Origin of the sequence: Steroidobacter agaridevorans, from assembly GCF_009932555.1 — a bacterium.
In the GTDB taxonomy this organism is placed as follows: Bacteria; Pseudomonadota; Gammaproteobacteria; order Steroidobacterales; family Steroidobacteraceae; genus Steroidobacter; species Steroidobacter agaridevorans.
This window is the reverse complement of sequence record NZ_BLJO01000002.1, coordinates 803862-827649: the sequence shown is the minus strand read 5'-3', so window position 1 is coordinate 827649 and position 23788 is coordinate 803862. Positions and strand designations below refer to the sequence as shown.

The window sequence follows — 23788 nt, the reverse complement described above, 5'->3', positions numbered from 1 at the left end:
TGTATGGGATGGAGGCCGGGAGCCTTCCTGAGAACACATGCGCTGTGGCTGGTCGCAGCGCTGCTAGGTGTGAGCGTGCGTGCGCTCGCCATCGAGCCGGGTATTGCCGATTACAAACATATGGGCGTGGCGAGCTGCGCCACCAGCGTCTGTCACGGCAAGCTCGCGCCGCAATCGGATAAGGATGTGGCGCTCAACGAGTATCGGATCTGGCAACAGGAAGATCGGCACGCGCAGGCGTTCCGAACCCTGGAGCTAGCCGAATCGAAGCGCATTGCCGCCAATCTCGGCTTGCCCAACGCAACGGCGGCGAAGATCTGTCTCGACTGTCACGCCGACAACGTGCCGTCCGAGAAGCGCGGCCCGAAGTTTCAGATCAGCGATGGCGTGGGCTGCGAGGCGTGCCACGGCGGCTCGGAGAAGTGGCTGGAAAGTCACGCGGAGGAAAAAGCCACGCACAAGGACAACCTCGCGCGCGGCATGTATCCATCGGAACAACCGCTGAAGCGAGCTCAGGTGTGCCTGGGTTGCCATCTCGGCACCAAGGATCAGTTTGCGACGCACGCCATCATGGGCGCCGGCCATCCGCGCTTGAGCTTCGAGCTCGAGGCGTACACCACCAATCAGCCGGCGCATTTCATCGTCGACGCCGATTATGACCAGCGCAAGGGCAAGATTGCGGGCATGAACCTGTGGGTCACCGGCCAGCTCGAGACCACGCGCCGTTACCTGTCGCTGCTGCAAACCAATATGTTTCATGCGGGCAACATGTTTCCGGAGCTGGCGTTCTACGATTGTCACAGCTGCCATCACCCGATGGACAAGATCCGCTGGAATTCGGCGCGCGCGGGCGCCGGCATCAAGCCGGGGACAGTGCGTTTGCAGACCCAGAATCTCATCGTGTTGCAGGCCCTCACCGATACTTTCGAGCCGGCGGCGACCGCGCAGCTGGCCGAGCTGACCAACGCGCTGATCCGCGCCGGGCAACGCGATCGTGCCGCGGTGAACGAAGCTGCGAAGGCGTTGCTGAACTGGCTGGGCCCGCGCGATGCGCTCGCTCGTAGACAATATTCGAGCGCGGATGTAATTAAGATGCGCAAGAACCTCGCTCGATATGCGGCGACCGACAAAGCAGGCGATTACGCTGCCGCGGAGCAGATCGTGCTGGGGCTGGAAAGCCTGAGCTATACGATCGGCGACCGGAACAGCAAGAAAGCAGCGCTGGATGCGCTGTACAACGCGGTCAAGAACGACACCACATTCAGCCCACAACAATTTGCCACTGCCGCGGCCAACGCGCAGAAATCATTCTGAACGAGCCCCACCGTGCGCTTCGGAACCGCCAGCAAACGATTCTCCGGTCGAACTCATCCGGGCCGTCGCGGCGGTCCGAACGAGGATGTCATCGGTTGGGACGAGGCCAGCAGCTTCTGGTTCGTCGCCGACGGCATGGGTGGCCATGCGAGCGGCGACGTGGCCAGCCGCGTGGTGAAAGAAACATTGCTCGGCGAAGCGCTGACGCTGCCGTTGGTCGATGCGATCAGGAAGGCGCATGAAACGGTCGCGGCGACGGCCAAGACCAACACGGCATACGACAACATGGGATCGACGGTCGTCGCGACCCGCATTGCCGAACGCCAGGCGGAGATTGCCTGGGTTGGCGATAGCCGGGCCTATCTGTGGCGCCATGGGGCGCTGAGCGCGCTGACGCGGGATCATTCCTATCTGGAAGTGCTGCGAGTCCAGGAGAACCTTTCCGAGGAGCAGCTGCGAGGCCATCCCAATCGGAACCTGGTGACTCGAACGCTGGGCATCGGAACGCCGGAGGCCTCGGTCGCCAAGGTGCCGCTGCGACGACGGGATTGGCTGATCCTGTGCAGCGATGGGCTCAACGACGAATTGGAAGATCGCGAGATCGCCGACGTGCTGCGGACCCATCCGCAGCTGGAGAAGGCCACCGAGGCCTTGATCGAGGCGGCGCTGGCCAAGGGCGGCCGGGACAATGTGAGTGCGGTGCTCGTCGAATACGACGGCCCGGATTCGGTCGAGGTTTCGAGCGCGATGTCGCAGAAACTGAAGCCCATGTTACCTATTATCGGTGGAATGGTGGCGGCCACGCTGGTGGCGGTCCTGTGGTGGTGGTTCTATGGTCGCTGAGTCCAACGCGTTCCTGATCAAGGTCGGCAGCAGCCGGGAAATCCAGCTGAAGTCCGAAACCGTGCTCGGCCGGCAGGCCGAATGCGATGTGCTGCTCACCGAAGGTCATGCCTCCCGCCGGCACGCCAGGCTCGTGCAGGCCGACGACGGCTATTGGCTGGAAGATCTGGGTTCGTCCAACGGCACCTTCATCAACGGCAACCGCATTTCGGGCCGAGTGAAAATCGCCTCGGGCGACCGGCTGCGTTTCGACGTCGAAGAATACGATTTTCGCGTGCCGTCGCAGGCGGCTCCGGTGGCGCTGGATGAGAGCAAGACGGTGTATCGCGCGCCGGAGTCGGCGGCGGTCGTTGCGGAGAGCAGCGGAGTGTTCAAGCGCCCCGGCGCGTGGGCGGATCCGGATGCAATGGGAGACGCTGGCGTCCACAAGACGAAGTTCATCGATCCGGCGCAGATGAAACAAATGGCGAGCAGCGCCGCCCCGGTCGCAGCAGTGCCGAGCGCGGTCGATGGTCCGCATCTGCAAGTGGTGTCGGGCAGCCGGACCGGATTGAATATCCAACTGGCCGTCGGCGACTCGGGCAATGCCGAGTGGACCATCGGCAGCCAGACGGATCGCGAAGTGCAGTTCATGGATAGCGGCGTGTCGGCGCTGCACGCGAAGATCGTCAACGAGGGCGAGCGCTGGAAGGTGCTCGATCAGATGTCGGCGAACGGCACGTTCGTGAATGGCAAGCGGGCCAATGTGAGTTATCTCGCCTCGGGCGACCGTGTGCGCTTCGGCCCGGTCGAATGCGTGTTTCGCACGGATGCCAGCAGCGGGCCGATCACGGCCACTCAGCGCATCGTCGATGCGGGGACGGGCGAGGAGGCCAAAGGAAAGAGCCTCGTCGTTGCTACAATCGCGTTCCTTGCGACGATCGCGGTGTTGTTCGTAGCATATAAATTTCTTCTTTCGAAGTAGTTTCTTGTCTAGGTAAAAATCTCCGTGGCGGAAAGCTGCGCGTCATTCATCCTTACGAAAGGGAAGGGGCGCGGCAGCTTGAACACGGAGATATTGCATGGAAATTTTTCACGGCCACAAATTACTCGCCGCCTACGCGGGTGTGCTCACAGTCGGCGTGACAGCCGCGCTGCTGAGCGGCTTCACTAGCGACAACATGAATCCGCGCTTCGATACCATCAGCGTGCAGCGGATCAACGTCGTCGAGCCGGACGGCAAGATCCGGATGGTGTTGACCAACAACAATCGCATTCCCGGGCTCATCATTAACGGCCACGAGTATGCGGACTACGGCAATCGCAAGGCCAGCACGGCGGCGGGCATGCTGTTCTACGATGCGCAGGCCACCGAAAGCGGCGGGCTGACGTTCGGCGGCTTGAAGAATGCGCAGGGACAGATCTCGCGCTTCGGTCACTTCAGCTTCGATCGTTACAACCAGGATCAGATGTTGACGATCAGCGCGGCCGACGACGGCACCAATCACCGCGCCGAGATCAAAATGATCGATCAGCCCAGCTGGCCCATCGAGGAGTACCTGGATCTGCTCGACAGCATTCAGCACCTGCCGCCAGCGGAGCAGGAACAAGCCATCGCGGAATTCTTCCAAACGCATCCACCGGGCGCGGGCTTGCGCACCCTGCTCGGCACTCAGACGTATCCGACGCTGCCGGCGGAGAGTCGAAACACACTCAACCTGCGCGACGATCAGGGACGGGAGCGTGCTCGGTTGACCGTGGCGGCCGACGGAACTCCATCATTGGAGTTTCTGGATGCGGCGGGTAATGTGACGCATCGCTATCCGCCGAACTAACGCGCCTCGGGGCAGCTCGGCGCCTGTCGCCGAGCTGTCGCCGCGATTCAAATCAGCGTCAGCAAGTGCTTCGCGGCAGCCGGATTGCGTTCCTTGGCGCCGCTGATGAAGAAGATAAACACATCTCGCGGCTTCTTCGGTGCGGCCGTCTTCGTCACGTACGGCAGATCCTCCGGCGCACCGCCTTCCGCCCACAACTTCGCGCGCTTGCTCCAAGCGTCCAAGTCAGCCTTCGAGTAGCCGGTGGGCTCCGTGGCCTCGGTCTTGCGCAGGCGAGCGTAGACAAAGTCAGCGCTCACATCCGCGAAGTTCGGAAACTCATCCGTGTGCGCAAACACCGTCGCGACGGAATACTTCCGCGCCAACTCCACATACGCTGGATCCATGAACGTCTTGTGCCGCACTTCGAGCACATGCCGCAGTGGCAGGTCATCGAGTGTGTGAGGCAGCGCTTCCAGGAACGCACCGATGTCATCCGCATTGAAATGCAAACTCGGTGGCAGCTGCCACAGAATCGGTCCGAGTTTGGGGCCGAGCGACGACAAGCCACTGGCGAGGAAGCGCGGCAGGGACGGAACTGCCTCGGACAGCACCTTGCGATACGTGAGATACCGCGGCGCTTTAATCGAGAACACGAAGTCATCCGGCGCATCGTCGCGCCACTTCGCGAACACGTCGGGCTTCTGCAGGCGGTAGAACGTGCCGTTGATCTCGATGGCCGTGACCTGCCGGCTGGCGTAATTCAGCTGCGACTTCTTGGGGAGGTCGGACGGATAGAACGTCTCTTCCCAGGGCTCGTAGGTCCAGCCGCCGATGCCGGCGCGAATTCTGCCTGCGGTCTTAGTCATGGAGCCTCAACGCACCAGATGGCGCACGGGGACGCGCGATGAGCGCTTGATGGTATTGAGCACGATGCTCGAATGCACGTCGCGCACAGCGCGAATATGCATGAGCTTCTTCAGCACGACGTTGCTGAGCTGCTCCAGGTCCGTGACGACCACTTGCAAGAGCAGGTCGTAGGCGCCGGTCATGGCGTGGCAGCTCACCACTTCCTCCATGCTGTCGACGGCACGGCGGAACTGCTCGATGTTCTCGTCGGTGTGGCGAGTGAGGCGTACTTGCACGAACGCCTGCACTTTCAAGCCGAGCCGGCTCGGATCGATGACGGCGGTGTATCCCTGGATGATGCCGTCCTGTTCCATGAGCTTCAGTCGGCGGGCGCAAGGGGTGCTCGAAAGTCCCACCTCTTCGGCGAGCTCGACGATGGGCAGGCGGCCATCGCGTTGCAGCTCATCGAGAATGGCGGCGTCGTAGCGGTCCAGGTCCATAAACTCATCCGGAGTGGAATCGCCTAATTCGGCGGGTCGAAGTGGAGACTATCACCAATTGGGAGGTAAAACGCGCCGCACTTTGTTGATTTCCGCTCCGGGCTCAGGCGTAGGCTGGCGCATGCGGCACGCACGGCCGCATTGAATAAGACGCGAGCGATGAGCGCAGAACGACATTCGGTTTTTGGCAGGGGTGTGGGTAGTGGGACTCGGCAGCATCCGCAGCCGGATTGGCAGCGGGTCGTGCATACAATCCTGGTGTCGCGAGCGCTGGATGAGCTGGAAGAGACCCAACTGCTGCCGGCGCGTAAAGTGCTTTATCAGTTCACGGCGCGCGGCCATGACGTCACGCAGGTGTTGCTTGGGCAATTGATGACCGGCGCCCGCGATGGCATTGGCGTGTATTACCGCTCCCGGCCGCTGATGCTCTCAGTGGGCCTGTCGCTGAAGGACGCGCTGGCGTCGACAATGATGCGCTCTGGCAGCGTGAGCGACGGTCGCGATATCGGCGTTGTATTCAATCTTCCGAGAAGCGAAGGCGTTTGCGTGTTGCCCGCCTGCGGTGGCGTCGGTGCGCAGTACACACCGACGATCGGTTGGGCGCAGTCGCTTCAGTATCGCTCGCAGGTTCTGCATGAAGCCGAGGCCAACGGCTGCATCGCGGTTGCTCATGGCGGCGATGCCTCCGCGGCGACCAATGGCTTTTGGTCCGCGTTGACGATCGCGACCACGCAACGCCTGCCCATCCTGTTCTTCATCGAAGACAATGGCTACGGCATCTCGGTGAAGTCCGACTTCCAGACGCCCGGCGGCAACATCGCCGCCAATCTCTCGGGCTTCAAGAATCTCCGCATCATCGAAGGCGATAGCGCCAAGCCGGTCGAGGCCGCGAACCTGCTCGCCGAGGCTGTCGCAGCGGTGCGTGCCGGCGAAGGGCCGGTGTTGATGCGAATGCTGGTGCCGCGTTTGTCAGGCCATTCGGGCCAGGACACGCAGACATATAAGACGCCCGAAGAAATCAGCGCCGAGCGTGCTCGCGACCCGCTGGTTCAATTGCGTGCGCAGCTCGTGCCGACGGTGATCTCCGAGGACGCGTGGAAGGCGCTCGAGCAGCAGGCGCACGACGATGTGCAGGCTGCGCTGGCGGCGGTCGAAGCAAGCCCAGTGCCCGATGTCACTCGCTCAACGACTCATGTCTTCTCCGAAAATAAAGCAGACGGCAGCGTCGATCTGCAGCAGCAGGGCGGCCTGTTGAATGCAGGCGTGGAGCATCCGAAGGGCAGTGAAACGCCGCGTGCCGAAGGGCCGCGCATCAACATGGTCACGGCGATTCGTCGCACGCTGGAACATGAGCTGAATATCAATCCGCGCGTCGTCGTGTTTGGCGAGGACGTTGGCCGCAAGGGCGGCGTGCACGCCGCGACGCTGGGATTGCAGGAGAAGTTCGGCGCCTCGCGTGTGTTCGATACCAGCCTGTCGGAAGAAGGCATCATCGGTCGCGCCGTCGGCATGGCGCTCTCGGGCTTGATGCCGGTGCCGGAGATTCAGTTCCGCAAGTACGCCGACCCGGCCGTCGAGCAGTTGAACGATTGCGGCACGATGCGCTGGCGCACGGCCAATCGTTTCGCGGCGCCGATGGTGGTGCGCATGCCCGGTGGTTTCTTCAAGTGCGGCGATCCGTGGCACAGCCAGAGTAACGAAGTGCAGTTCGTGCACGCGATTGGCTGGCGAGTCGCGATGCCTTCGAATGCCGAAGACGCTGTCGGCCTGTTGCGAAGCGCGTTGCGTGCCAATGATCCGACGATCTTCTTCGAGCATCGCGCGATGCTCGACGGCGCCTGGGCGCGTCGTCCGTATCCGGGCGATGACTTCATCGTTCCGTTCGGCAAGGCCAAGCAACTACGCGCAGGTTCGGAGCTGACCGTCATCAGCTGGGGCGCGATGGTCGAGCGTTGTGAGCAGGCGGCGGAGGAATCGAGTGTCGATGTCGAGTTGCTCGATCTGCGCACGCTGATGCCGTGGGATCGCGAGGCGGTGCTGGCGTCCGTGCGCAAGACGCGTCGTTGCTTGATCGTGCACGAAGACAACCTCACTGCCGGCTTCGGCGCCGAGATCGCTGCGACCTTGGCCAAAGAAGCCTTCTTCGACCTGGACGCACCCATCGAGCGCGTCACCATGCCGGACGTGCCGAGCCCGCACAGTCCGCTGCTGCTCGACTCGGTCGTGCCGAGTGTCGCCCGTATCACTGACGCCATCCGTCAGCTCGCCAGCATCTGATCGAGAGACCGAAAATGACAACAACGATTGAAGTTCGCGCACCGAGCGAGCAGTCCGAAGGCACGCGTTCGCAAGTCCAGCGCTGGTTGAAGAACATCGGCGAGACGGTTGCGGAGAACGAGCCGCTCATCGAGGTGGAGACCGACAAAGTCACCATCGAAATTCCCGCGCCCGCCGGCGGCGTGTTGCGCGAGATTCTCAAGCACGAGCAGGAAGAGATCGAGCCCGGCGAATTGCTCGGCACGATTCAGTCGGCGCAAGCTGCCGCTGAAGCTGCGGCAGCGCCAGCATCGGAGCCGGCTCCCGCTGCCGCAAATCGACCTGCAGCGCCAGGCGCAGAGATTCGGATGGCGGCGCTCGCCGCTCATGCCGAAGCCTTGTCGACTGGCCGCAGCAGCCCGGCCGTGCGCCGTTTGATCGCTGAGCACGGACTCGAGTCCGCGCCGATTCGCGGTACGGGCGCCGGTGGTCGAGTGACGGTCGACGATGTGCTCGCATACGTCGCTGCCCGCCGGACGAACAACGAGACTCAGCAGCGGAAACCTTCGATGCCGACGGAAGCGGAAGCCGCCGTCGCGGGTCGCCGAGTGCCGCATTCATCCATGCGCAAGCGCATTGCCGAGCGCATGGTCGAAAGTCTGCTGCACACGGCACCGCATGTCACAACCGTGTTTGAAGCCGACATGTCGGCGGTGATCGCGCATCGCGCGGCTCACAAGGACGAGTTCCAGCAGAAGGGCGTGTCGCTCACGTTCACGGCCTATTTCCTGGCGGCGTGCGTCGATGCAATTCGGGAAGTGCCCGAAGCGAACAGCCGCTGGACCGACGATGCGTTGATCGTTCCCGACACCATCAACATCGGCGTCGGCACGGCGCTCGAGGGCAAGGGGCTCGTTGTCCCGGTGGTCCGCAGCGTGCAGGGATTGGATCTGTTCGGCATCGCTCGTGAGCTGGGTGACGTGGTCGAGCGTGCGCGCAACGACAAGCTCACACCGAGCGACGTTCGCGATGGCACGTTCACGATCTCCAATCACGGCGTGAGCGGCAGCCTCGTGGCGACGCCCATCATCATCAACCAGCCACAGTCAGCGATTCTGGGGGTGGGCAAGCTGGAGAAGCGGGCCGTAGTCGTCACCGAGAATGGCGAAGACCGCATCGTGATCCAGCCGCGTTGCTTCATCACGCTGACGCTGGATCATCGCGTGATGGACGGCCACCGCGCGAACCGGTTCCTGCAGGTGCTGGTGGAGCGACTGGAGAACTGGAAAGACGCTTAGTCTATTTGTCGAAAGCGGCCGAGGCCCTTTCGACTAGGACAGCCGCGTGCTGCTAATGTTCGCATCGGCGGGTGGCAGTCCGCCAAAGCGTTGGAAGATCTCCGCGGCCGGCGCCGGTAGGGCGCCGGCCTGCGTCTGCACTGTCGCCGACAAATATTGCTCCGATGCCGGAAAGACCGTTGCATACAAGTCACGGCACAGTTTCTGCGCATCGGCGCCAACCCAGTCTTCGGGCAATAGCGCTGCTGGCAGCAAAGGATCGCGCAAATGAACCTTGCGGTACTCGTGCAGCAGCAACGTGCGCAGGAGGAAGGCGACATCGCCGTCGATAGCAACGTCGTTCGCGCCGTTCAAGGCAGCCGCGACTGGCGAGAACATGTCGATGAAGCGTCGGTAGCGGCGCGCCAGATCGTCCAGGTTCCAACCCATGGCGACCAGGTTGGCGCTCGCCGCCTGCGACAGGATCGAGCCCTTCATGACGACCAGCTGACCGGCCGACTGCAACTCGTCGATGCGGGCGTTGATCGCCGACTCTTTATAGGTGGGATGAGCGAACACGCCGGGCGTGATTTGACCGAAGCCCAGCCACAGCAGCTCTTCCCGCAGATCGTCGCGTCGACTTTTCAACGTGGGCGGGACGATGGCCATGGTCCACAAGCCATCCCAATCCTGCGGAGGCGCGCCATAGATTCGTTGGGTGGCCTCGGCGAAGCGGGCGCGGCCATTGGTCGTGAGGCTGTAGAAGCTCGCGCGGCCGCTACGTTCGAAGCTGACCCATTCCTCGTTGGCGAGGCGCCCGATGGATGTGCGAACCAGGCGCTCGGTCAACCCGAACGGCATGGCCAGCTTGATCAGGCTGGCCAGCGCAATGGTGCCGCCGCGAGGGGCGATGGCATCGCCCAGGATCGTGACCAACAACGATCCGCCCCGGAGCGGGCGCTGCCGCCGGAAGCGGGCGACGAGCGCGTTGGTGCGAGTGACGAAGGCCGAGTGCGATTTGGCTGACATGGAGCCGCATGTTAGCGCAGGCGGCGTCGGGATTGCCCAGCGCGGCCGGTGCATTGCGGTCTCATATGACACAGAAAAAATTGATACACGCATCGTTTTGTGTCACATTGCCTGAGCTGGAGGTGTGGGGGCTTTATGTACACGCAAGGTTTGGATTCCCTGGGCGCGGATTGCCTGCATCAGGCGACCGATGCCGTGACGCTCGAGCAGCGTTTTCAGAGCAAGGTCGACGAGGACGAGCGCATCGAGCCGAAGGACTGGATGCCCGACGCGTACCGGCAGACGCTCATTCGCCAGATCTCACAGCATGCGCACTCCGAGATCGTCGGCATGCTGCCCGAAGGCAACTGGATCACGCGCGCTCCGTCGCTGCGCCGTAAGGCGGTACTGATCGCCAAGGTGCAGGACGAGGGCGGTCACGGCATGTATCTCTACAGCGCCGCCGAAACGCTCGGCATTTCACGCGATGAGCTGTTGGAGCAGTTGCTCGCCGGCACGGCGAAGTACTCCAGCATCTTCAACTATCCGACCCCGACGTGGGCGGATGTGGGCGCGATCGGCTGGCTGGTCGATGGCGCGGCCATCATGAATCAGATTCCGATCTGTCGTTGCTCTTATGGCCCGTACGCGCGAGCCATGGTGCGCATCTGTAAGGAAGAAAGCTTCCATCAGCGCCAGGGCTTCGAAATCATGATGACGCTGGCTCGCGGTACGCCCGAGCAGCATCGCATGGCTCAGGACGCACTCAATCGCTGGTGGTGGCCGTCGATCATGATGTTCGGCCCGAACGACGCGACGTCCAAGCACACCGCGCAGTCCATGCGCTGGAAGATCAAACGTTTCAGCAACGACGAGCTGCGGCAGAAGTTCATCGACATTACCGTCCCGCAAGCCGAGTTCCTCGGCCTGAAAGTGCCGGATCCGGACCTGCGCTGGGACGAAGCGACCCAGCACTACATTCACGGCCCCATCGACTGGAAAGAATTCGAGGAAGTGCTGAAAGGCAACGGTCCGTGCAATCGCGAGCGGCTCGAGACGCGTCGTCGCGCTCACGATGACGGGCGTTGGGTGCGCGAAGCCGCGCTCGCCCATGCAGAGAAACAGCGTGCTCGCGAAACGCAGGCCGCTTGAGGGATAAATATATGAGTCAGCAACGCAAGCAGTGGCCGCTGTACGAAGTATTCATTCGTGCGCGCTCGGGGTTGGAGCACAAGCACGTCGGCAGTATTCATGCTGTCGATGCGCGCCAGGCCGTCGAGCACGCGCGTGATCTGTATACCCGCCGTCAGGAAGGCGTGAGCATCTGGGTCGTGCGCTCCTCGGATATCACCGCGTCGGATCCGGGCGATGCCGAGGCGTTGTTCGAGCCGGCGAAGGACAAGATCTATCGCCATCCGACGTTCTATTCGATTCCGGACGAGGTGAAGAATCTATGAGCGCCTCGGCCGCAACCGTGCTCTCCGCTTCGACGGACTTGCGTTTCCGTTACGCGGTTCACCTTGGCGATACGAGCCTGATTCTCGCGCAGCGACTGGGCGAGTGGGTCGGTCATGCGCCCGCGCTCGAGGAAGATCTGGCGCTGGCCAACATCGCGCTCGATTTGCTGGGGCAGGCGCGTTATCTGCTGTCGTATGCCGGTGAGATCGAAGGCAAGGGCCGCACCGAGGACGATCTCGCGTTCCTGCGCGATCCGTCCGACTTCACGAATCTCGCGCTGGTCGAACAGCCCAATGTGGATTTCGGCCACACCATCGTGCGGCAGTTCCTGATCGATGCCTGGCAGCTGGAGTTGTTCGAGTGCCTGCAGGGTTCATCGGAGCCGCGCCTCGCTGAGCTCGCCGCCAAGGCGCTCAAAGAGACGCGCTATCACTATCGGTTCAGCTCGGGTTGGATGGTGCGGCTGGGCGATGGTACCGAAGAAAGTCACAAACGCGTGCAGGATGGCCTGGATTCGCTGTGGAAATTCACGAGCGAGTTCTTCGCGCCGGGCGCGGTCGATGAAGAAGCCGCAGCTGCCGGACTAGGGCCCGATCCTGCGTCGCTGCGCGCCGCGTGGGCTGCGAACGTCGAGCAGGTGCTGACGGAAGCCACGTTGAAGAAGCCGGCCGATGTTTCCTATCGCTGGTTCGGCAAGCGCAATCAGCACAGCGAGCATCTGAGTCACCTGCTGGCCGAGATGCAGTTCATGCAGCGGACCTACCCTGGGGTGCAGTGGTAGTCATGAACCAGGCGCCCGCCAATCGCGTCGATCGATTCGTCGCTCCGGCGGAGCGCGAGATCTGGCGCATTCTGGCGGACGTGCCGGACCCGGAGATTCCAGTGCTCAGCGTAGTGGAGCTGGGGATCATTCGTCACGTTCGCCTGGCGGACGACGGTCGAGTGACCGTGGGCGTGTCGCCGACTTACACCGGTTGTCCAGCGACTGAGGTCATCGCGCGCTCCATCGAGACCCGGCTCGAAGCGGAAGGCTACGAGCACCCCAAGGTCGAGTCGGTGCTGTCGCCGCCGTGGACCAGCGACTGGCTGACGGAGAGCGGTCGCGCCAAGCTCAAAGAATATGGCATCGCGCCGCCCGCTCACTCGGTGAGTCATCCGAAGCATCTATTCCGGGAGCCGAAGGTGGCTTGCCCGCGCTGCTCCTCCATGCAGACCAGCAAAGTGAGCGAGTTCGCATCGACGCCCTGCAAGGCGTTGTATCGGTGCGCGAGCTGTCTAGAACCATTCGAATATTTCAAGTGCATCTGAGTTCATGCTGACCTTTCATCCGCTCAAAGTGGCCGACGTGCATCCTGAGGGCAGCGACGCGCTGTGCATTTCGTTTGAAGTGCCCGAGTCGTTGCGCGAGGCGTATCGCTTTCTTCCCGGGCAGCACGTCGGTGTGCGTGCGCAGATCGGCGGACAGGAAGTCCGGCGCACCTATTCGATCTGCAGCGCGGCTGACGATAGTCACTTGCGCATCGGCGTGCGCGTTCACGATAACGGCAGCATGTCGCAGTACCTCGCGAATCAATTGCGAGCCGGGGACAGCATCGAAGTGCTGACGCCGACGGGTCGCTTCTTCGCCGAGCCGCAGCCGGCCGCGGAGCGCACTTACTGCGCATTCGCCGGTGGCAGCGGCATCACGCCGATTCTGGGCATCGTGAAGAACCTGCTGGCTCGCGAGCCGAACAGCCGCATCATGCTGTTCTATAGCAATCGAACGACCTCGACCATCATGTTCGCCGAGGAGTTGCTGGCGCTGAAGGATCGCTATCCGACGCGCCTGTCGCTGTACTTCCTCCTGAGCCGCGAGCCGCAGGACGTGGAGTTGTTCAACGGCCGACTGGATCGCGAGAAGGTGACCTTGCTCAGCAAGGAAGTGTTCGATCCGCTCGACACCGACGCATTTTTCCTCTGCGGTCCCGGCGACATGATCGAGAGCGTGCGCGACACGCTGGTCGGTCTCGGCGTCGACGCCAAGCGTATTCACACTGAACGTTTCGCCAGCGACATGCCGGCGGGCTCGATTCAACCCGCGCTGGCGGCTCAAGCAAAGCCGAAGCGAGCGACGGCCGAAGAGGTGGCGGAAATCACCATCACGATGGATGGTCGTCAGCGCACCTTCGCGATGCTCGACGACGATGCGACCGTGCTCGATGCGGCCGAGCGCATGGGCATGGAGCTGCCGTACTCGTGTCGGGCCGGCGTATGCTCCACTTGCCGGGTCAAGGTCACGCGCGGCAGCGCCGAAATGGCGGTGAACTACGCGTTGGAGCCTTGGGAAGTGAAGGAAGGCTTTGTGCTGTGCTGCCAGGCGAAGCCGACCAGCCGCGAGCTCGAATTAACCTACGACGAGCGCTGACATGACTTACCAGACAATTTTTTTCGAGGTCTCGGGCGGCGTGGCGCGGCTCACCTTGAACCGGCCGGATCGTCTCAACAGTTTCAACGTGCAGATGCATAAGGAAGTGCGCGAGGCGCTTTCGCAGCTCACGAACAACAGCGAGGCGCGCGTGCTCGTGTTCAGTGGCGCCGGACGCGGCTTTTGCGCCGGACAGGACTTGGGCGACCGGGCCGTTGCACCGGGCGGGCAGGGCGTCGATCTCGGCGATTCCATCGAAAACTATTACAAGCCGTTGGTGCTGGCCCTCCGCAATCTGCCGATGCCTGTGATTGGCGCGATCAACGGAGTTGCCGCGGGCGCCGGAGCAAACATCGCGCTGGCCTGTGATCTGGTCATTGCGACAAAGTCCGCGAGCTTCGTGCAGGCATTCAGCAAGCTCGGCCTGGTTCCAGATTCTGGCGGCACCTGGTTCTTGCCGCGACTGCTCGGCAATGCGCGAGCCATGGGCCTTGCGTTGTTGGGCGACAAGTTGCCCGCCGAGCAGGCAGCGCAATGGGGCCTGATCTGGCGCTGTGTCGAAGATGTAGAGTTCAAGAGCACTGTCGATCAACTCGCCACGCAATTGGCCGCCGCGCCCACGCGCGGACTGGCTCGTACCAAACAAGCGATCTACGAATCCTGGAGTCATTCGCTCGAGCAGCAGCTCGATCAGGAACGCGACTTCCAGCGCGAACTGGGACGCTCGCAGGACTACGCCGAGGGCGTCGCGGCGTTCACCGAAAAACGTACACCGAAGTTCACTGGCCGCTGAGTAGCAGCGGCTGGCGAAGGGATACCATGCAACTCAAGAGTTACATTCAAGGCCGCTGGTTCGCCGGCGAGGGCGAAGCGCAACAGCTGCGCGATGCCACGACCGGACAGGTCATTGCCTCGGCCTCATCCACGGGCATCGACTTCAAAGCCACGCTGCGTTACGCGCGTGAAGTCGGCGGACCTGCACTGCGCAAGCTGACGTTTCATGAACGGGCGGCGCTGCTGAAGCAACTGGCGAAGAAGCTGGGCGAATTCAAGGAAGAGTTCTACACGCTTTCCTACGCCACCGGCGCGACCAAGACCGATTCGTGGATCGATATCGACGGCGGCTTCGGCACGCTGTTCGCCTATGCAAGCAAGGGCGCGCGCGAGCTGCCGAATAGCAAGGTCTACATCGACGGCGATGTCGAGATGCTCTCGAAGACCGGCACGTTCGTCGGTCAGCACATTTGCGTGCCGCTGGAAGGCGCGGCTGTGCACATCAATGCGTTCAACTTCCCGGTGTGGGGCATGCTGGAGAAGCTGTCGCCGACGCTGCTGGCCGGCGTGCCTGCAATCGTGAAGCCCGCAACGACCACCGCTTACCTCACCGAGTTGGTCGTCCGGCGCATCGTCGAGTCCGGCATTCTGCCCGAAGGCTCGCTGCAGTTGGTGTGCGGCAGTGTGGGCGATCTGTTCGATCATCTGACCTGTCAGGACGTAGTCTCGTTCACGGGCTCGGCGAGCACGGCGCAGAAGCTGCGCACTCATCACAGCATCGTTGCGCATTCGGTGCGCTTCATCAGCGAGACGGATTCGATCAACAGCTGCGTGCTGGCGGAGGATGCCAAGCCGGGTCAGCCGGAGTTCGATCTGTTCGTTCGCGAAGTCGCGCGTGAGATGACGACGAAGGCCGGTCAGAAGTGCACGGCCATTCGTAAGGCGATCGTTCCGGCCGCTTATTCGGACGCGGTCGTTGAAGCGTTGAAAGCCTCGCTCGCTAAAGTGGTCGTGGGCGATCCTCGACTCGAGAATGTCCGCATGGGGCCGCTGGCCGCGTTGTCACAGCGTCGCGAAGTGCTGGGTCGTATCAGTGAGCTGCGGCGCGAAGCCGAGCTGATCACAGCCGAGCGAATCGATCTCGCGGGTGCGGATCACGATCACGGTGCGTTCGTGGCGCCGTCGCTGCTCTATTGCCGCGAGCCGCGCAAGGCCAAGGCGCTTCATCACATCGAAGCGTTCGGTCCGGTATGCAGCGTCGTGCCGTATCAATCTACCAGCGAAGCGATCGGCTTCGCCCGCTTGGGCGAAGGCAGCCTGGTCGCATCGGTGTTTACTGCCGACGACGCGCTCGCCACCGAGTTGGTGCTCGGTCTTGCGCCATTGCATGGTCGTTTGCTCGTCGTCAATCGCGATTGCGCGAAGGAATCGACGGGGCATGGTTCGCCACTCCCCGCGCTCGTGCACGGTGGCCCAGGCCGCGCCGGTGGCGGCGAAGAAATGGGCGGTATTCGTGGCGTCATGCACTACATGCAGCGCACGGCCATTCAGGGCAGCCCGCAGACAATCGCCGCTGTCACGGGCCGCTGGACGCGAGGCGCCGTGCAGAAGGATCCGGGACGTCATCCGTTCCGCAAGTCCTTCCATGAACTGCAGGTCGGCGACAGCCTCAATTCGGCCGAGCGCGAAGTGACACTCGAGGACATCGAGAAGTTCGCCGCGCTTTCGGGCGATACGTTCTACGCGCACATGGACGAAGAGGCTGCGGCTCGCAATCCGCTGTTTGGCGGTCGCGTCGCTCACGGCTATTTCCTGGTCTCCGCCGCGGCGGGATTGTTTGTCGATCCGCCGTATGGTCCGGTGCTGGCGAACTACGGCATCGATCGGCTGCGCTTCGTGAAGCCGGTGAAGCCCGGCGATCGCATCAAGGTGCGGTTGACCTGCAAATCGAAATCGCTGCGCGCGGATAAAGGCTATGGCGAGGTGGCGTGGGACACCGAAATCACCAACCAGAACGGCGAGATCTGCGCGAGCTACGACGTGCTGACGATGGTCAGCGAGCAGCCGGTGAGCTGAAGCGCATCACGCCGTCATCGACGGCGGCGAAGCGCAGGTTCATCAGATCGAGCGCATAGTTCTGATACAGGCGCCACGGCGCCTTCGAGCCTTGCTTGGGAAACTGCTCGATCGAGCGCTGCACGTAACCTGAGGTGAAGTCGATCCACGGGGTCGCCGTGATCGACGGATCCTCATTGCGCGGCGTGCACTGACGATGGCCGTGCGAGTCCATGTGATTCAGCAGGCGACAGACGTACTCGCAGGTGAGATCGCACTTCAGCGTCCATGACGCGTTGGTGTAGCCGAAGGCCGTCGCCAGGTTCGGCACGTCGCCGTACATCATGCCTTTGTAGCTCATGAGGCGCGCCGGCTCGATCGACTTGCCATCGACAGTCAGCGCCAGATTGCCGAGCACCTGCAGATTCAAACCGGTCGCGGTGACGACCAGGTCAGCCGCCAGCTCCGCGCCCGAGCGCAACTTCAGGCCCTGCTCGGTGAACGTTTCAATGTGGTCCGTGACCACTGACGCCTTGCCTTGTTTCAACGCTTGGAACAGATCGCCATTCGGCACCAGGCACAGACGCTGATCCCACGGGTTGTAGCGTGGCGTGAAGTGACGATCCACGTCGCAGGCATCGCCGAGCTCATCCTTCACCAGTTGCAGGAGCCGTTGTTTCATTCGCTCCGGCGCGCGCCGGCACAAGTTGAAGAACAACATGCCCAGCAGCACGTTCTTCCATCGCGTCACTCCATAAGCGAACTTCGCCGGGAAATGACGGCGCAGCCAGTTGGCAATCGGATCTTCCTCCGGACGCGCGACGATATACGTCGGCGACCGCTGCAACATCGTGACGTGTGCCGCCTTCTTGGCCAGCTCCGGCACCAACGTGACCGCAGTGGCGCCGCTGCCGATGACGACGACGCGTTTGCCGGCATAGTCGATGTCCTCGGTCCATTTCTGGGGATGCACGACGCGGCCCTGGAATCGCTCGGTACCTTTGAATTCCGGTGTGTAGCCGGCTTCGTAGCTGTAATAGCCGCTGCACAGGAACAGGAAGTTGCAGGTGAACCGGGCGATCTCTCCCGATGCCGTCTCGGCTTCGACATTCCACAACGCTTCGCTGGACGACCAGGCCGCCTGTTGCACCCGGTGATTGAACCGGATTTTTTGATCGATGCCGTAATCGCGCGCCGTGTCGCGCACATATTTTAGAATCGATGGCCCGTCCGCGATGGCCTTGGCGTCGCGCCAGGGCCGGAACGAATAGCCCAGCGTATACATGTCCGAATCGGAGCGGATACCCGGATAGCGGAACAGATCCCAGGTGCCGCCGATGCAGTCGCGTCCTTCGAGAATGGCGTAACTCTTCTTCGGGCAGTGCCGCTGCAGGTGATAGCCCGCGCCGATGCCGGACAAACCCGCACCCACGACCAACACGTCGAAATGTTCCGCGGCCGATACGGGTGACATCCTGGTCGTCATGCAGGCTCCCCTGTGCGAGTCAATCGTCGGTCGTGAGATAGTTCAAGGGCAGGGCGGTCGTGTGCTTGATGGTTTCCAGCGAGAAGCTCGCGCTCACATCGAGAAACGCGCAGCCGGCGATCAACTTCTTATAAACCACGTCGTATGCATCGATGTTCGGCACGACGATGCGCAACAGATAATCCACTTCGCCGCTGACCCGATGGATCTCGGTGACTTCGGGAATATCGCGCACCGTGCGCACGAATTGCTCGAACCAGGCGGCGCTATGGTTCGAGGTCTTCACGGTCACGAACACCGTGGTGCCGACGTTTACGGACTTGGCGTCGAGCAGCGCCACGGTGCGGGCAATCACGCCGTTTTCCTGCAAGCGCTGGATCCGCCGCCAGCACGGCGCCTTGGACAATCCGACGCGCTCGGCGATGTCGGCGGCGGTCAGCGAGCCGTCGTGTTGCAGCAGGTCGAGGATGCGGCGGTCGAGGCGATCCATGTAGGTGAACGCGCGGGCAGGCGAAGTTGCGCAACATTGTTGCGTCCAGCGCGGTCGCTGTCCACGATTTCGCAATCGGGTCGCCGGATCGCTTCGGTAGCCTGTCAGACATGAATACTGTGCGTGCCAATCCGTTTACCGAGCATCCCGCGGCGGTGGGGGAAACGTACCTGGCGCATTTGCGGACGGCGGCCGGCTTCGGTTTCCAGATGGTGTTCGCGGGCGTTGCCTGCCTGGTGCATGCGTTGCTGCCGTTCCTGTTCGTGCGCACCGGCAGCGATTGCATCTGTCGCTTGTACGAGCGCATGCAAGCGCGCCGCCGAGGGCGATGAACGGAAGCGTTCCGGAGGGAACGCAGATGGCCTGATAGGCGTCGTTGTCCTACGACTTTGCCTAAGCAGGGAAGCAGCCCTATAAAATGTCGAGCACTGCGGTCCAAGACGCGCCGTCGCGCGTTCCGGCAAGCTCGCTTCCGCCTATCGATAAGGGAATCAACGTGAAAATATTGCCAGCCGCGACGCTGACGCTCGCCGGCCTCGCTTTCGGCATGCCCCTGGCGCATGCCGAAGACGGTCAACTGTACGGCCTGCTGCGCTCTCGCGACCTCTCGCCGTTCGGCTTCTTGCGCCTGGATATGCGGCCGGCGCATGCCGTGTCGATCGAGCCCGGCAGCTTCGCGATCGAGACCGAAGTGGCGTATCAGAACACCTGGGCGCTGAGCCCCAACGTGGAGGAGTATCTGACCGGCCAGGAGTTGAGCGGCCGTCGGGACCTCGGTCCGGAGGAGCTGCAGGCGATCCGCGATCTGCCCGGTGAGAACTATTTGATCGACCTGGAGCTGGCGTTGCTCGACGTCACCTTCCACTACAAGATCTCGAATGTCTGGACGGCCTACCTGATCGCCAGCGGCGTGTCGTTCCAGGGCGGCTTCCTCGACGGCACCATCGAGAGCTTTCATGACACGTTCGGCTTCAGCTCGTTCGGCCGGCCTGCGGTGTCGAAGAATCAGGTCAATCTGATTTATGACTTGAAGTCGAGCCAGTACTCGAGTCTCGGCACGGCGACCGACGGCGGCTTGCTCGATCCGACCATTGGTTTGCGTTACACCGGTTGGACGATGCCGGGTAAATGGCATCTCGCGACGGAAGTGGCGGTGAAGGTGCCGGTCGCGGGGCGTCGCGAGCTGCTGTCGACCGGACGCACTGACTATGGCGTGCAGGTGTCTTTACAGCGCAGGGGCCAGCATCATGCGTTCTATCTGGATGCCGCGGCTGTTTATTACGACGGTGCGAGTCAGGTGTCGCCCCAGGACGCGCAGGTCATCCCGACGTTGATCGTCGGCTACGAGCGCATGCTGACCTCGCGCACCAACGTCAACCTGCAGGGCTACATCAGCAAGAGCGTGTACTCGCACGAGGAGACCGACCTCGAAGAGCTGCTCGGCGAGAAGTACCAGGTGAGCTTGGGCGTGCGTCATCGGCGTAACAACTTTCTGATCACGTTCGGCATCACGGAGAACCTGCAGAACATCAACAACACGCCGGATATCGGTTTCCAGCTGGGCGTGGCCTGGGTGCCGCTGTCGTCCATGGCGCCCCGCTAAGACGGCTTGCGAGGGCGGCCGCGTGATGCTATCTAGCGGCCGCCCATGTCCCAGCTCTCTGCCGAATCCATCGTCGCCGCCGGTCCGTTCAGTGACTGGCTGCGGAAAATGCGCCGCTCCTTAAAGGGCGACGAAGGCATGGACGTGCCTTGCGGAGACTGCGTCGGCTGCTGCGTGTCCGGTTATTCACTGCAGCTGCGGCCCGAGGATCACAAAGCGGCGGCACGCATCCCCGCAACGTTCATTGTGAGGGCGGAGGGATTCGCGAAGGGCAATCTCACCGTGCGTGCGTTGGAGAATGGGCTGTGTCCCATGCTCGACGACGGCAAGTGCTCCATCTATTCCGTGCGGCCCCAGACTTGTCTCGATTACGACTGCCGCATCTTCGCGGCGGCCGGCATCGATGCCGGCGGCGAGGACAAGGCCGTCATCAACAAGCGCGTGCGAGAGTGGCGGTTTTCGTATCCGGAACGCACCGATGAATTGGAACACGCCGCTGTGCGTGCGGCCGCGACATTCATTCGCGATCGGCGTGACAGCTTCACCGTCCGCGTGCCCGCGGGCTCGATGGGCATCGCGGTGTTCGCGATCAAAGCTTATGAAGTGTTTCTCGATCCGGCGACGAGCGCGAAGCAAGAAGCCGAAGTGGCTCGCGCAATCATCGATGCCGTGCGCGCGTTCGATTCGAACGGCGCCTAGCAGGTTACCGACAGTCTGCTGGTATGGCTGCGCACCGGCCGATGCACGCCCCGTATTGCCCGGTATCCGCGCCGGCAAGTTCGCAGCCCGCGGGTTTGTTATCAGGAGGACCCGCCTGACAGTGGGCGGTTCTGGCCTGAGCCACCGCGTTTTCGTGAGCGCAGGTATGCATGCACAAGCCATAGCCGCCGGGCCACAGTGCACAGTGGCTTGGCTTGCTGTGTAGGGTCGATGGAGTGCTGGACGGGGCTGGACTGCCGCTGGAGGCACAGCCCGCCAGGCAGGCTAGGACGAATAGTGACATCATCCTGTTCATGGCTGCTTCCTGCAAACCGCGATGAGCCCGAGTCTATTCCTCCAGCGCTGGCGATGCACCCGCCCTCATTTCAAGCTGGCTTGATAGGCTCGCCAGCCCCCGAACGAAGTGATGTCGCGCGCACATTGCAGTCCGATGGGCTCGCAGATGAATCCCTTCACGATCCGGCCGTCGTCGAGCTCCAGCGAGCCGATGCCCAGCGGTGCTGGAATTTCGGCGACGAACGAACCGAAGCGATCGAGCGGCACATCCCAAAGCTCGACTTCGATCGGCGCTCCCGTCATCGCTCTTACCAGGCCGGGCTTGGGCGGCGTCGTGTTGGCGAGCGCATATAGCTGATAACTCGCTGCAGTCCGGCAACGCTCGACGAATACAGCATCTCGGGACGTGAGCTGATGATTGAGCGGCATGCCAGTCAGATGTGCCCCGACCACAGCGAGTCGCACAGTCGTGGCGGGAATCGAAGGTTTTGTTTCTTTCGCGACAGCCGAGAGCGCGCGACCGGTCGCTCCGAGCGGCAGAGACATGTGTTGCTGCCAGCGTTTGCCGAGCTCGGCCAACGTTCGATCCTGCCAGGCCGGCGCGATCAGGGTGATCCCGGAAGGTAAGCCGTCATTGCGGAACCGGGCCGGCAGCGCGAGCGCGGCGAGGTCCGCGAGATTGGTGAAATTGGTGTAGGTCCCGAGGCGCGAATTGAGTCGCACGGGATCATCCAGCACTTCCGAGATCGTGTAGATCGTTGGCGTCGTCGGCACCAGCAGTGCGGTGAATCCTTCCAACGTCTCATTGATGCGGCGGGCGAGCGCGGCGCGACGGTACTCATCATGGAATGCATCGACTGCGTTGAACCGGGTCGCCGTCGAAAGAATGGATCGAATCACCGGATGCAGGGTCGCGGGATCGCGTTCCATCAAGGATTCGGCGACAGTGTAGCGCTCGGCGACCCACGGCCCTTCATATAACAAGGCCGCCAACTGGGCGAACGGCGCGAAATCGATCGGCGCGATCTCGGCGCCCAGCGCTCGCCAGGCCTCGACGGCTTGATTGAATGTTTGCTGTGCCTGCGTGTCGCCAAAGAACTCCAGTGAATCGGGCACTGCCAGTCGCAGCGGCATCATCTTGGGCGTCGTCTTCGGAAAGCTCCGAGAGTAGGGATCGCTCGCGTCATAGCCGCCCGCGATGGTGGCGATTTCGTCCGCGTCCTCGACCGTCAGCGCGAAAACCGACACGCAATCGAGTGTGCGGCACGCGGGCACGACGCCGCTCGTGCTCAACCAGCCGCGAGTGGGTTTCAGGCCGACGATGTTATTGAAGGCGGCGGGAACCCGCCCCGAGCCGGCGGTATCCGAGCCGAGCGAGAACGGCACGAGGCCGCGAGCGACGACACTGGCCGAGCCGGCGCTCGATCCGCCACTGATGTACTCGCTGCGAAACGCGTTGCTCACAACACCGTACGGCGAGCGCGTGCCGACCAGCCCGGTCGCAAATTGATCCAGGTTCGTTTTGCCGATCAGGATCGCGCCGGCTTCGCGCAAACGTCGCACCGTCGTCGCATCTTCATCGGCGGTGTAACCAAAGGCCGGGCACGCGGCGGTGGTCGGCCAACCGGCCGCGTCGATGTTGTCCTTGGCGGCGAAGGGAATGCCATATAAAGGCAGCCGCGAAATGTCACCGCCGACCGCGGCCAGCCGATGTTCCAATTGCTCGAGCTGGGTTTGCAGCCTCGTAGCGTCGATTCGGGCGATCCACGCCGTGTCGCTGTCTGCGCTGGGCGACGCATCGTAAACATCATTCAGCTTCAGCTGGCCGCTGCGATACGCGGCGCGCCAGTCGGCCAAGGTCCAGCCGACCCGGGAGGGCGATGAGAGAGGCATGACTTTTTTCCCTGTGCTCGAGCGCAAGCTGCTTCCTGAATGCAATCCTGATGCCCGGCAAAGATGACCCCGGGCGGGGGCGATTGCCGCGTTCTTGCACTACATCGGGTCTTTGGCCCGGCCGTTTGCACCGCTTGTGACCGTATCCCCGGGCAGCTCCGGTGTGAGTGTTATCATCCGCCCCCATGCAACGAGATCTCGACAAAATGCGCCGGCGGCCATTCTTTTTTCCGCTGGTGCTGCCGGTACTGTTGTTCATCGCTTTGGTGGCGGCTGCGGCGTGGTTGTTCGATGCCCGCGCGACCACGGTGGTGTTCGTCGTCCGTCATGCCGAGGTGGAAGCGGGCAACGACCCCGATCCTCCGCTGAGCGTCGAAGGCCGCGAGCGTGCGGCGCATCTCGCGACCATGCTTTCCAAGGCCCGTCCGGTGCGTGGCCTGGATGCTATTTTTGCCTCTGAGTTTCGGCGCGCTCACCAGACCGTCACGCCCTTGTCGGAAACCCTGGCGCTGCCGGTGAACGTCGTGCCGTCGGCGACCTGGGCGGATCTGGCCAAGCGCATCACTCGCGAGCATCGCGGCGAATATGTGCTGGTGGCCGGCAACCCCAACAACGTCCCGCAGCTGGTGCACGCGTTGAGCGGCGAGACTGTGACCGTCGCCGAAGACGACTACAGCACGATGTTCGTGGTGTTCGTGCCCCAGGTCTCGAAGACCAAGGTCGTGAGCCTCAAATATTAGACTTTCGATGAAAGCGCTCCGGGCATGCTTGCCAGCCGCAGGTCCGGTG

General features: G+C 62.6%; 23 protein-coding genes. 17 read left to right on the top strand and 6 right to left on the bottom strand.

Annotation, left to right across the window (positions count from 1 at the left end; translation table 11 throughout):
• Positions 1 to 3 precede the first annotated feature (3 nt).
• The 4 genes from GYH35_RS10390 to GYH35_RS10375 all read left to right on the top strand — a co-directional run bounded on the left by GYH35_RS10390 (position 4) and on the right by GYH35_RS10375 (position 3971).
• Positions 4 to 1314, top strand: a complete 1311-nt coding sequence (locus tag GYH35_RS10390) for a multiheme c-type cytochrome (RefSeq protein ID WP_161815889.1) — start codon at positions 4 to 6, stop codon at positions 1312 to 1314.
• Between the two features lie 12 nt (positions 1315 to 1326).
• Positions 1327 to 2157, top strand: a complete 831-nt coding sequence (locus tag GYH35_RS10385; RefSeq protein ID WP_161815888.1) for a PP2C family protein-serine/threonine phosphatase — start codon at positions 1327 to 1329, stop codon at positions 2155 to 2157.
• Positions 2147 to 3121 (top strand): FHA domain-containing protein, encoded by a 975-nt coding sequence (locus tag GYH35_RS10380; RefSeq protein ID WP_161815887.1) that lies wholly within the window; start codon positions 2147 to 2149, stop codon positions 3119 to 3121. Before GYH35_RS10385 ends, GYH35_RS10380 begins: the two co-directional genes overlap by 11 nt.
• 97 nt (positions 3122 to 3218) lie before the next feature.
• Positions 3219 to 3971 (top strand): hypothetical protein, encoded by a 753-nt coding sequence (locus GYH35_RS10375; RefSeq protein WP_161828334.1) that lies wholly within the window; start codon positions 3219 to 3221, stop codon positions 3969 to 3971.
• A 47-nt stretch (positions 3972 to 4018) separates the two neighbouring features.
• On the opposite strand, the gene GYH35_RS10370 is transcribed toward GYH35_RS10375, so the two are convergent.
• Both GYH35_RS10370 and GYH35_RS10365 read right to left on the bottom strand, forming a co-directional pair.
• Positions 4019 to 4819 (bottom strand): DUF72 domain-containing protein, encoded by an 801-nt coding sequence (locus GYH35_RS10370; protein WP_161828333.1) that lies wholly within the window; start codon positions 4817 to 4819, stop codon positions 4019 to 4021.
• A gap of 6 nt (positions 4820 to 4825) precedes the next feature.
• A complete protein-coding gene (locus GYH35_RS10365; RefSeq protein WP_129649327.1) occupies positions 4826 to 5299 on the bottom strand; it encodes an Lrp/AsnC family transcriptional regulator in 474 nt (157 codons plus the stop codon).
• A gap of 159 nt (positions 5300 to 5458) precedes the next feature.
• On the opposite strand from GYH35_RS10365, the gene GYH35_RS10360 reads away from it, so the two are divergent.
• Positions 5459 to 7576, top strand: coding sequence for an alpha-ketoacid dehydrogenase subunit alpha/beta (locus tag GYH35_RS10360; protein WP_161828332.1), 2118 nt, complete (start codon positions 5459 to 5461; stop codon positions 7574 to 7576).
• Between the two features lie 14 nt (positions 7577 to 7590).
• Positions 7591 to 8853: a dihydrolipoamide acetyltransferase family protein gene (locus tag GYH35_RS10355; protein ID WP_161828331.1), complete on the top strand. Its 1263-nt coding sequence runs from the start codon at positions 7591 to 7593 to the stop codon at positions 8851 to 8853.
• Between the two features lie 33 nt (positions 8854 to 8886).
• On the opposite strand, the gene paaX is transcribed toward GYH35_RS10355, so the two are convergent.
• Positions 8887 to 9861, bottom strand: a complete 975-nt coding sequence (paaX, locus tag GYH35_RS10350) for a phenylacetic acid degradation operon negative regulatory protein PaaX (protein WP_161828330.1) — start codon at positions 9859 to 9861, stop codon at positions 8887 to 8889.
• 135 nt (positions 9862 to 9996) lie between these two features.
• On the opposite strand from paaX, the gene paaA reads away from it, so the two are divergent.
• From paaA to paaZ, 7 genes are read left to right on the top strand one after another with little or no spacing between them, the layout of a single operon-like run.
• Positions 9997 to 10992 carry a 1,2-phenylacetyl-CoA epoxidase subunit PaaA gene (gene paaA / locus GYH35_RS10345; protein ID WP_161828329.1) on the top strand — a complete coding sequence of 332 codons (996 nt, stop codon included), beginning with the start codon at positions 9997 to 9999 and terminating at the stop codon, positions 10990 to 10992.
• An 11-nt stretch (positions 10993 to 11003) separates the two neighbouring features.
• On the top strand, positions 11004 to 11297 hold the full coding sequence (paaB, locus tag GYH35_RS10340; protein WP_161815880.1) for a 1,2-phenylacetyl-CoA epoxidase subunit PaaB: 294 nt from the start codon (positions 11004 to 11006) through the stop codon (positions 11295 to 11297).
• Positions 11294 to 12079 (top strand): 1,2-phenylacetyl-CoA epoxidase subunit PaaC, encoded by a 786-nt coding sequence (gene paaC, locus GYH35_RS10335; RefSeq protein WP_161828328.1) that lies wholly within the window; start codon positions 11294 to 11296, stop codon positions 12077 to 12079. The genes paaB and paaC overlap by 4 nt, the downstream gene beginning before the upstream one ends.
• Before the next feature lie 2 nt (positions 12080 to 12081).
• A complete protein-coding gene (paaD, locus tag GYH35_RS10330; RefSeq protein WP_161828327.1) occupies positions 12082 to 12606 on the top strand; it encodes a 1,2-phenylacetyl-CoA epoxidase subunit PaaD in 525 nt (174 codons plus the stop codon).
• Between the two features lie 4 nt (positions 12607 to 12610).
• On the top strand, positions 12611 to 13702 hold the full coding sequence (locus tag GYH35_RS10325) for a 2Fe-2S iron-sulfur cluster-binding protein (protein WP_161828326.1): 1092 nt from the start codon (positions 12611 to 12613) through the stop codon (positions 13700 to 13702).
• A 1-nt stretch (position 13703) separates the two neighbouring features.
• The gene (gene paaG, locus GYH35_RS10320; RefSeq protein ID WP_161828325.1) at positions 13704 to 14495 is read left to right on the top strand and encodes a 2-(1,2-epoxy-1,2-dihydrophenyl)acetyl-CoA isomerase PaaG; all 792 of its coding nucleotides are present in this window, start codon (positions 13704 to 13706) and stop codon (positions 14493 to 14495) included.
• A 26-nt stretch (positions 14496 to 14521) separates the two neighbouring features.
• Complete coding sequence (gene paaZ, locus GYH35_RS10315; RefSeq protein ID WP_161828324.1) at positions 14522 to 16552, top strand: phenylacetic acid degradation bifunctional protein PaaZ; 2031 nt, start codon at positions 14522 to 14524, stop codon at positions 16550 to 16552.
• On the opposite strand, the gene GYH35_RS10310 is transcribed toward paaZ, so the two are convergent.
• Both GYH35_RS10310 and GYH35_RS10305 read right to left on the bottom strand, forming a co-directional pair.
• A complete protein-coding gene (locus GYH35_RS10310) occupies positions 16530 to 18017 on the bottom strand; it encodes a flavin-containing monooxygenase (protein WP_235936748.1) in 1488 nt (495 codons plus the stop codon). The two genes, paaZ and GYH35_RS10310, sit on opposite strands and share 23 nt — an antisense overlap.
• A 19-nt stretch (positions 18018 to 18036) precedes the next feature.
• Positions 18037 to 18507, bottom strand: coding sequence for an Lrp/AsnC family transcriptional regulator (locus GYH35_RS10305; protein WP_161815873.1), 471 nt, complete (start codon positions 18505 to 18507; stop codon positions 18037 to 18039).
• A gap of 110 nt (positions 18508 to 18617) precedes the next feature.
• Between GYH35_RS10305 and GYH35_RS10300 the strand changes: the two genes are divergently transcribed.
• The 3 genes from GYH35_RS10300 (at position 18618) to GYH35_RS10290 (ending at position 20809) form a co-directional block, all read left to right on the top strand.
• Positions 18618 to 18839 carry a DUF6356 family protein gene (locus GYH35_RS10300; RefSeq protein WP_161815872.1) on the top strand — a complete coding sequence of 74 codons (222 nt, stop codon included), beginning with the start codon at positions 18618 to 18620 and terminating at the stop codon, positions 18837 to 18839.
• A gap of 164 nt (positions 18840 to 19003) precedes the next feature.
• Positions 19004 to 20110 carry a DUF3187 family protein gene (locus GYH35_RS10295; protein ID WP_161828323.1) on the top strand — a complete coding sequence of 369 codons (1107 nt, stop codon included), beginning with the start codon at positions 19004 to 19006 and terminating at the stop codon, positions 20108 to 20110.
• 45 nt (positions 20111 to 20155) lie between these two features.
• Positions 20156 to 20809 carry a YkgJ family cysteine cluster protein gene (locus tag GYH35_RS10290; protein ID WP_161815870.1) on the top strand — a complete coding sequence of 218 codons (654 nt, stop codon included), beginning with the start codon at positions 20156 to 20158 and terminating at the stop codon, positions 20807 to 20809.
• A 381-nt stretch (positions 20810 to 21190) separates the two neighbouring features.
• Here GYH35_RS10290 and atzF read toward each other — a convergent pair whose 3' ends face one another.
• A complete protein-coding gene (gene atzF, locus GYH35_RS10285) occupies positions 21191 to 22999 on the bottom strand; it encodes an allophanate hydrolase (RefSeq protein ID WP_161828322.1) in 1809 nt (602 codons plus the stop codon).
• A 185-nt stretch (positions 23000 to 23184) separates the two neighbouring features.
• Here atzF and GYH35_RS10280 point away from each other — a divergent pair, with 185 nt between their 5' ends.
• On the top strand, positions 23185 to 23739 hold the full coding sequence (locus GYH35_RS10280) for a SixA phosphatase family protein (RefSeq protein ID WP_161815868.1): 555 nt from the start codon (positions 23185 to 23187) through the stop codon (positions 23737 to 23739).
• Positions 23740 to 23788: the final 49 nt, after the last annotated feature.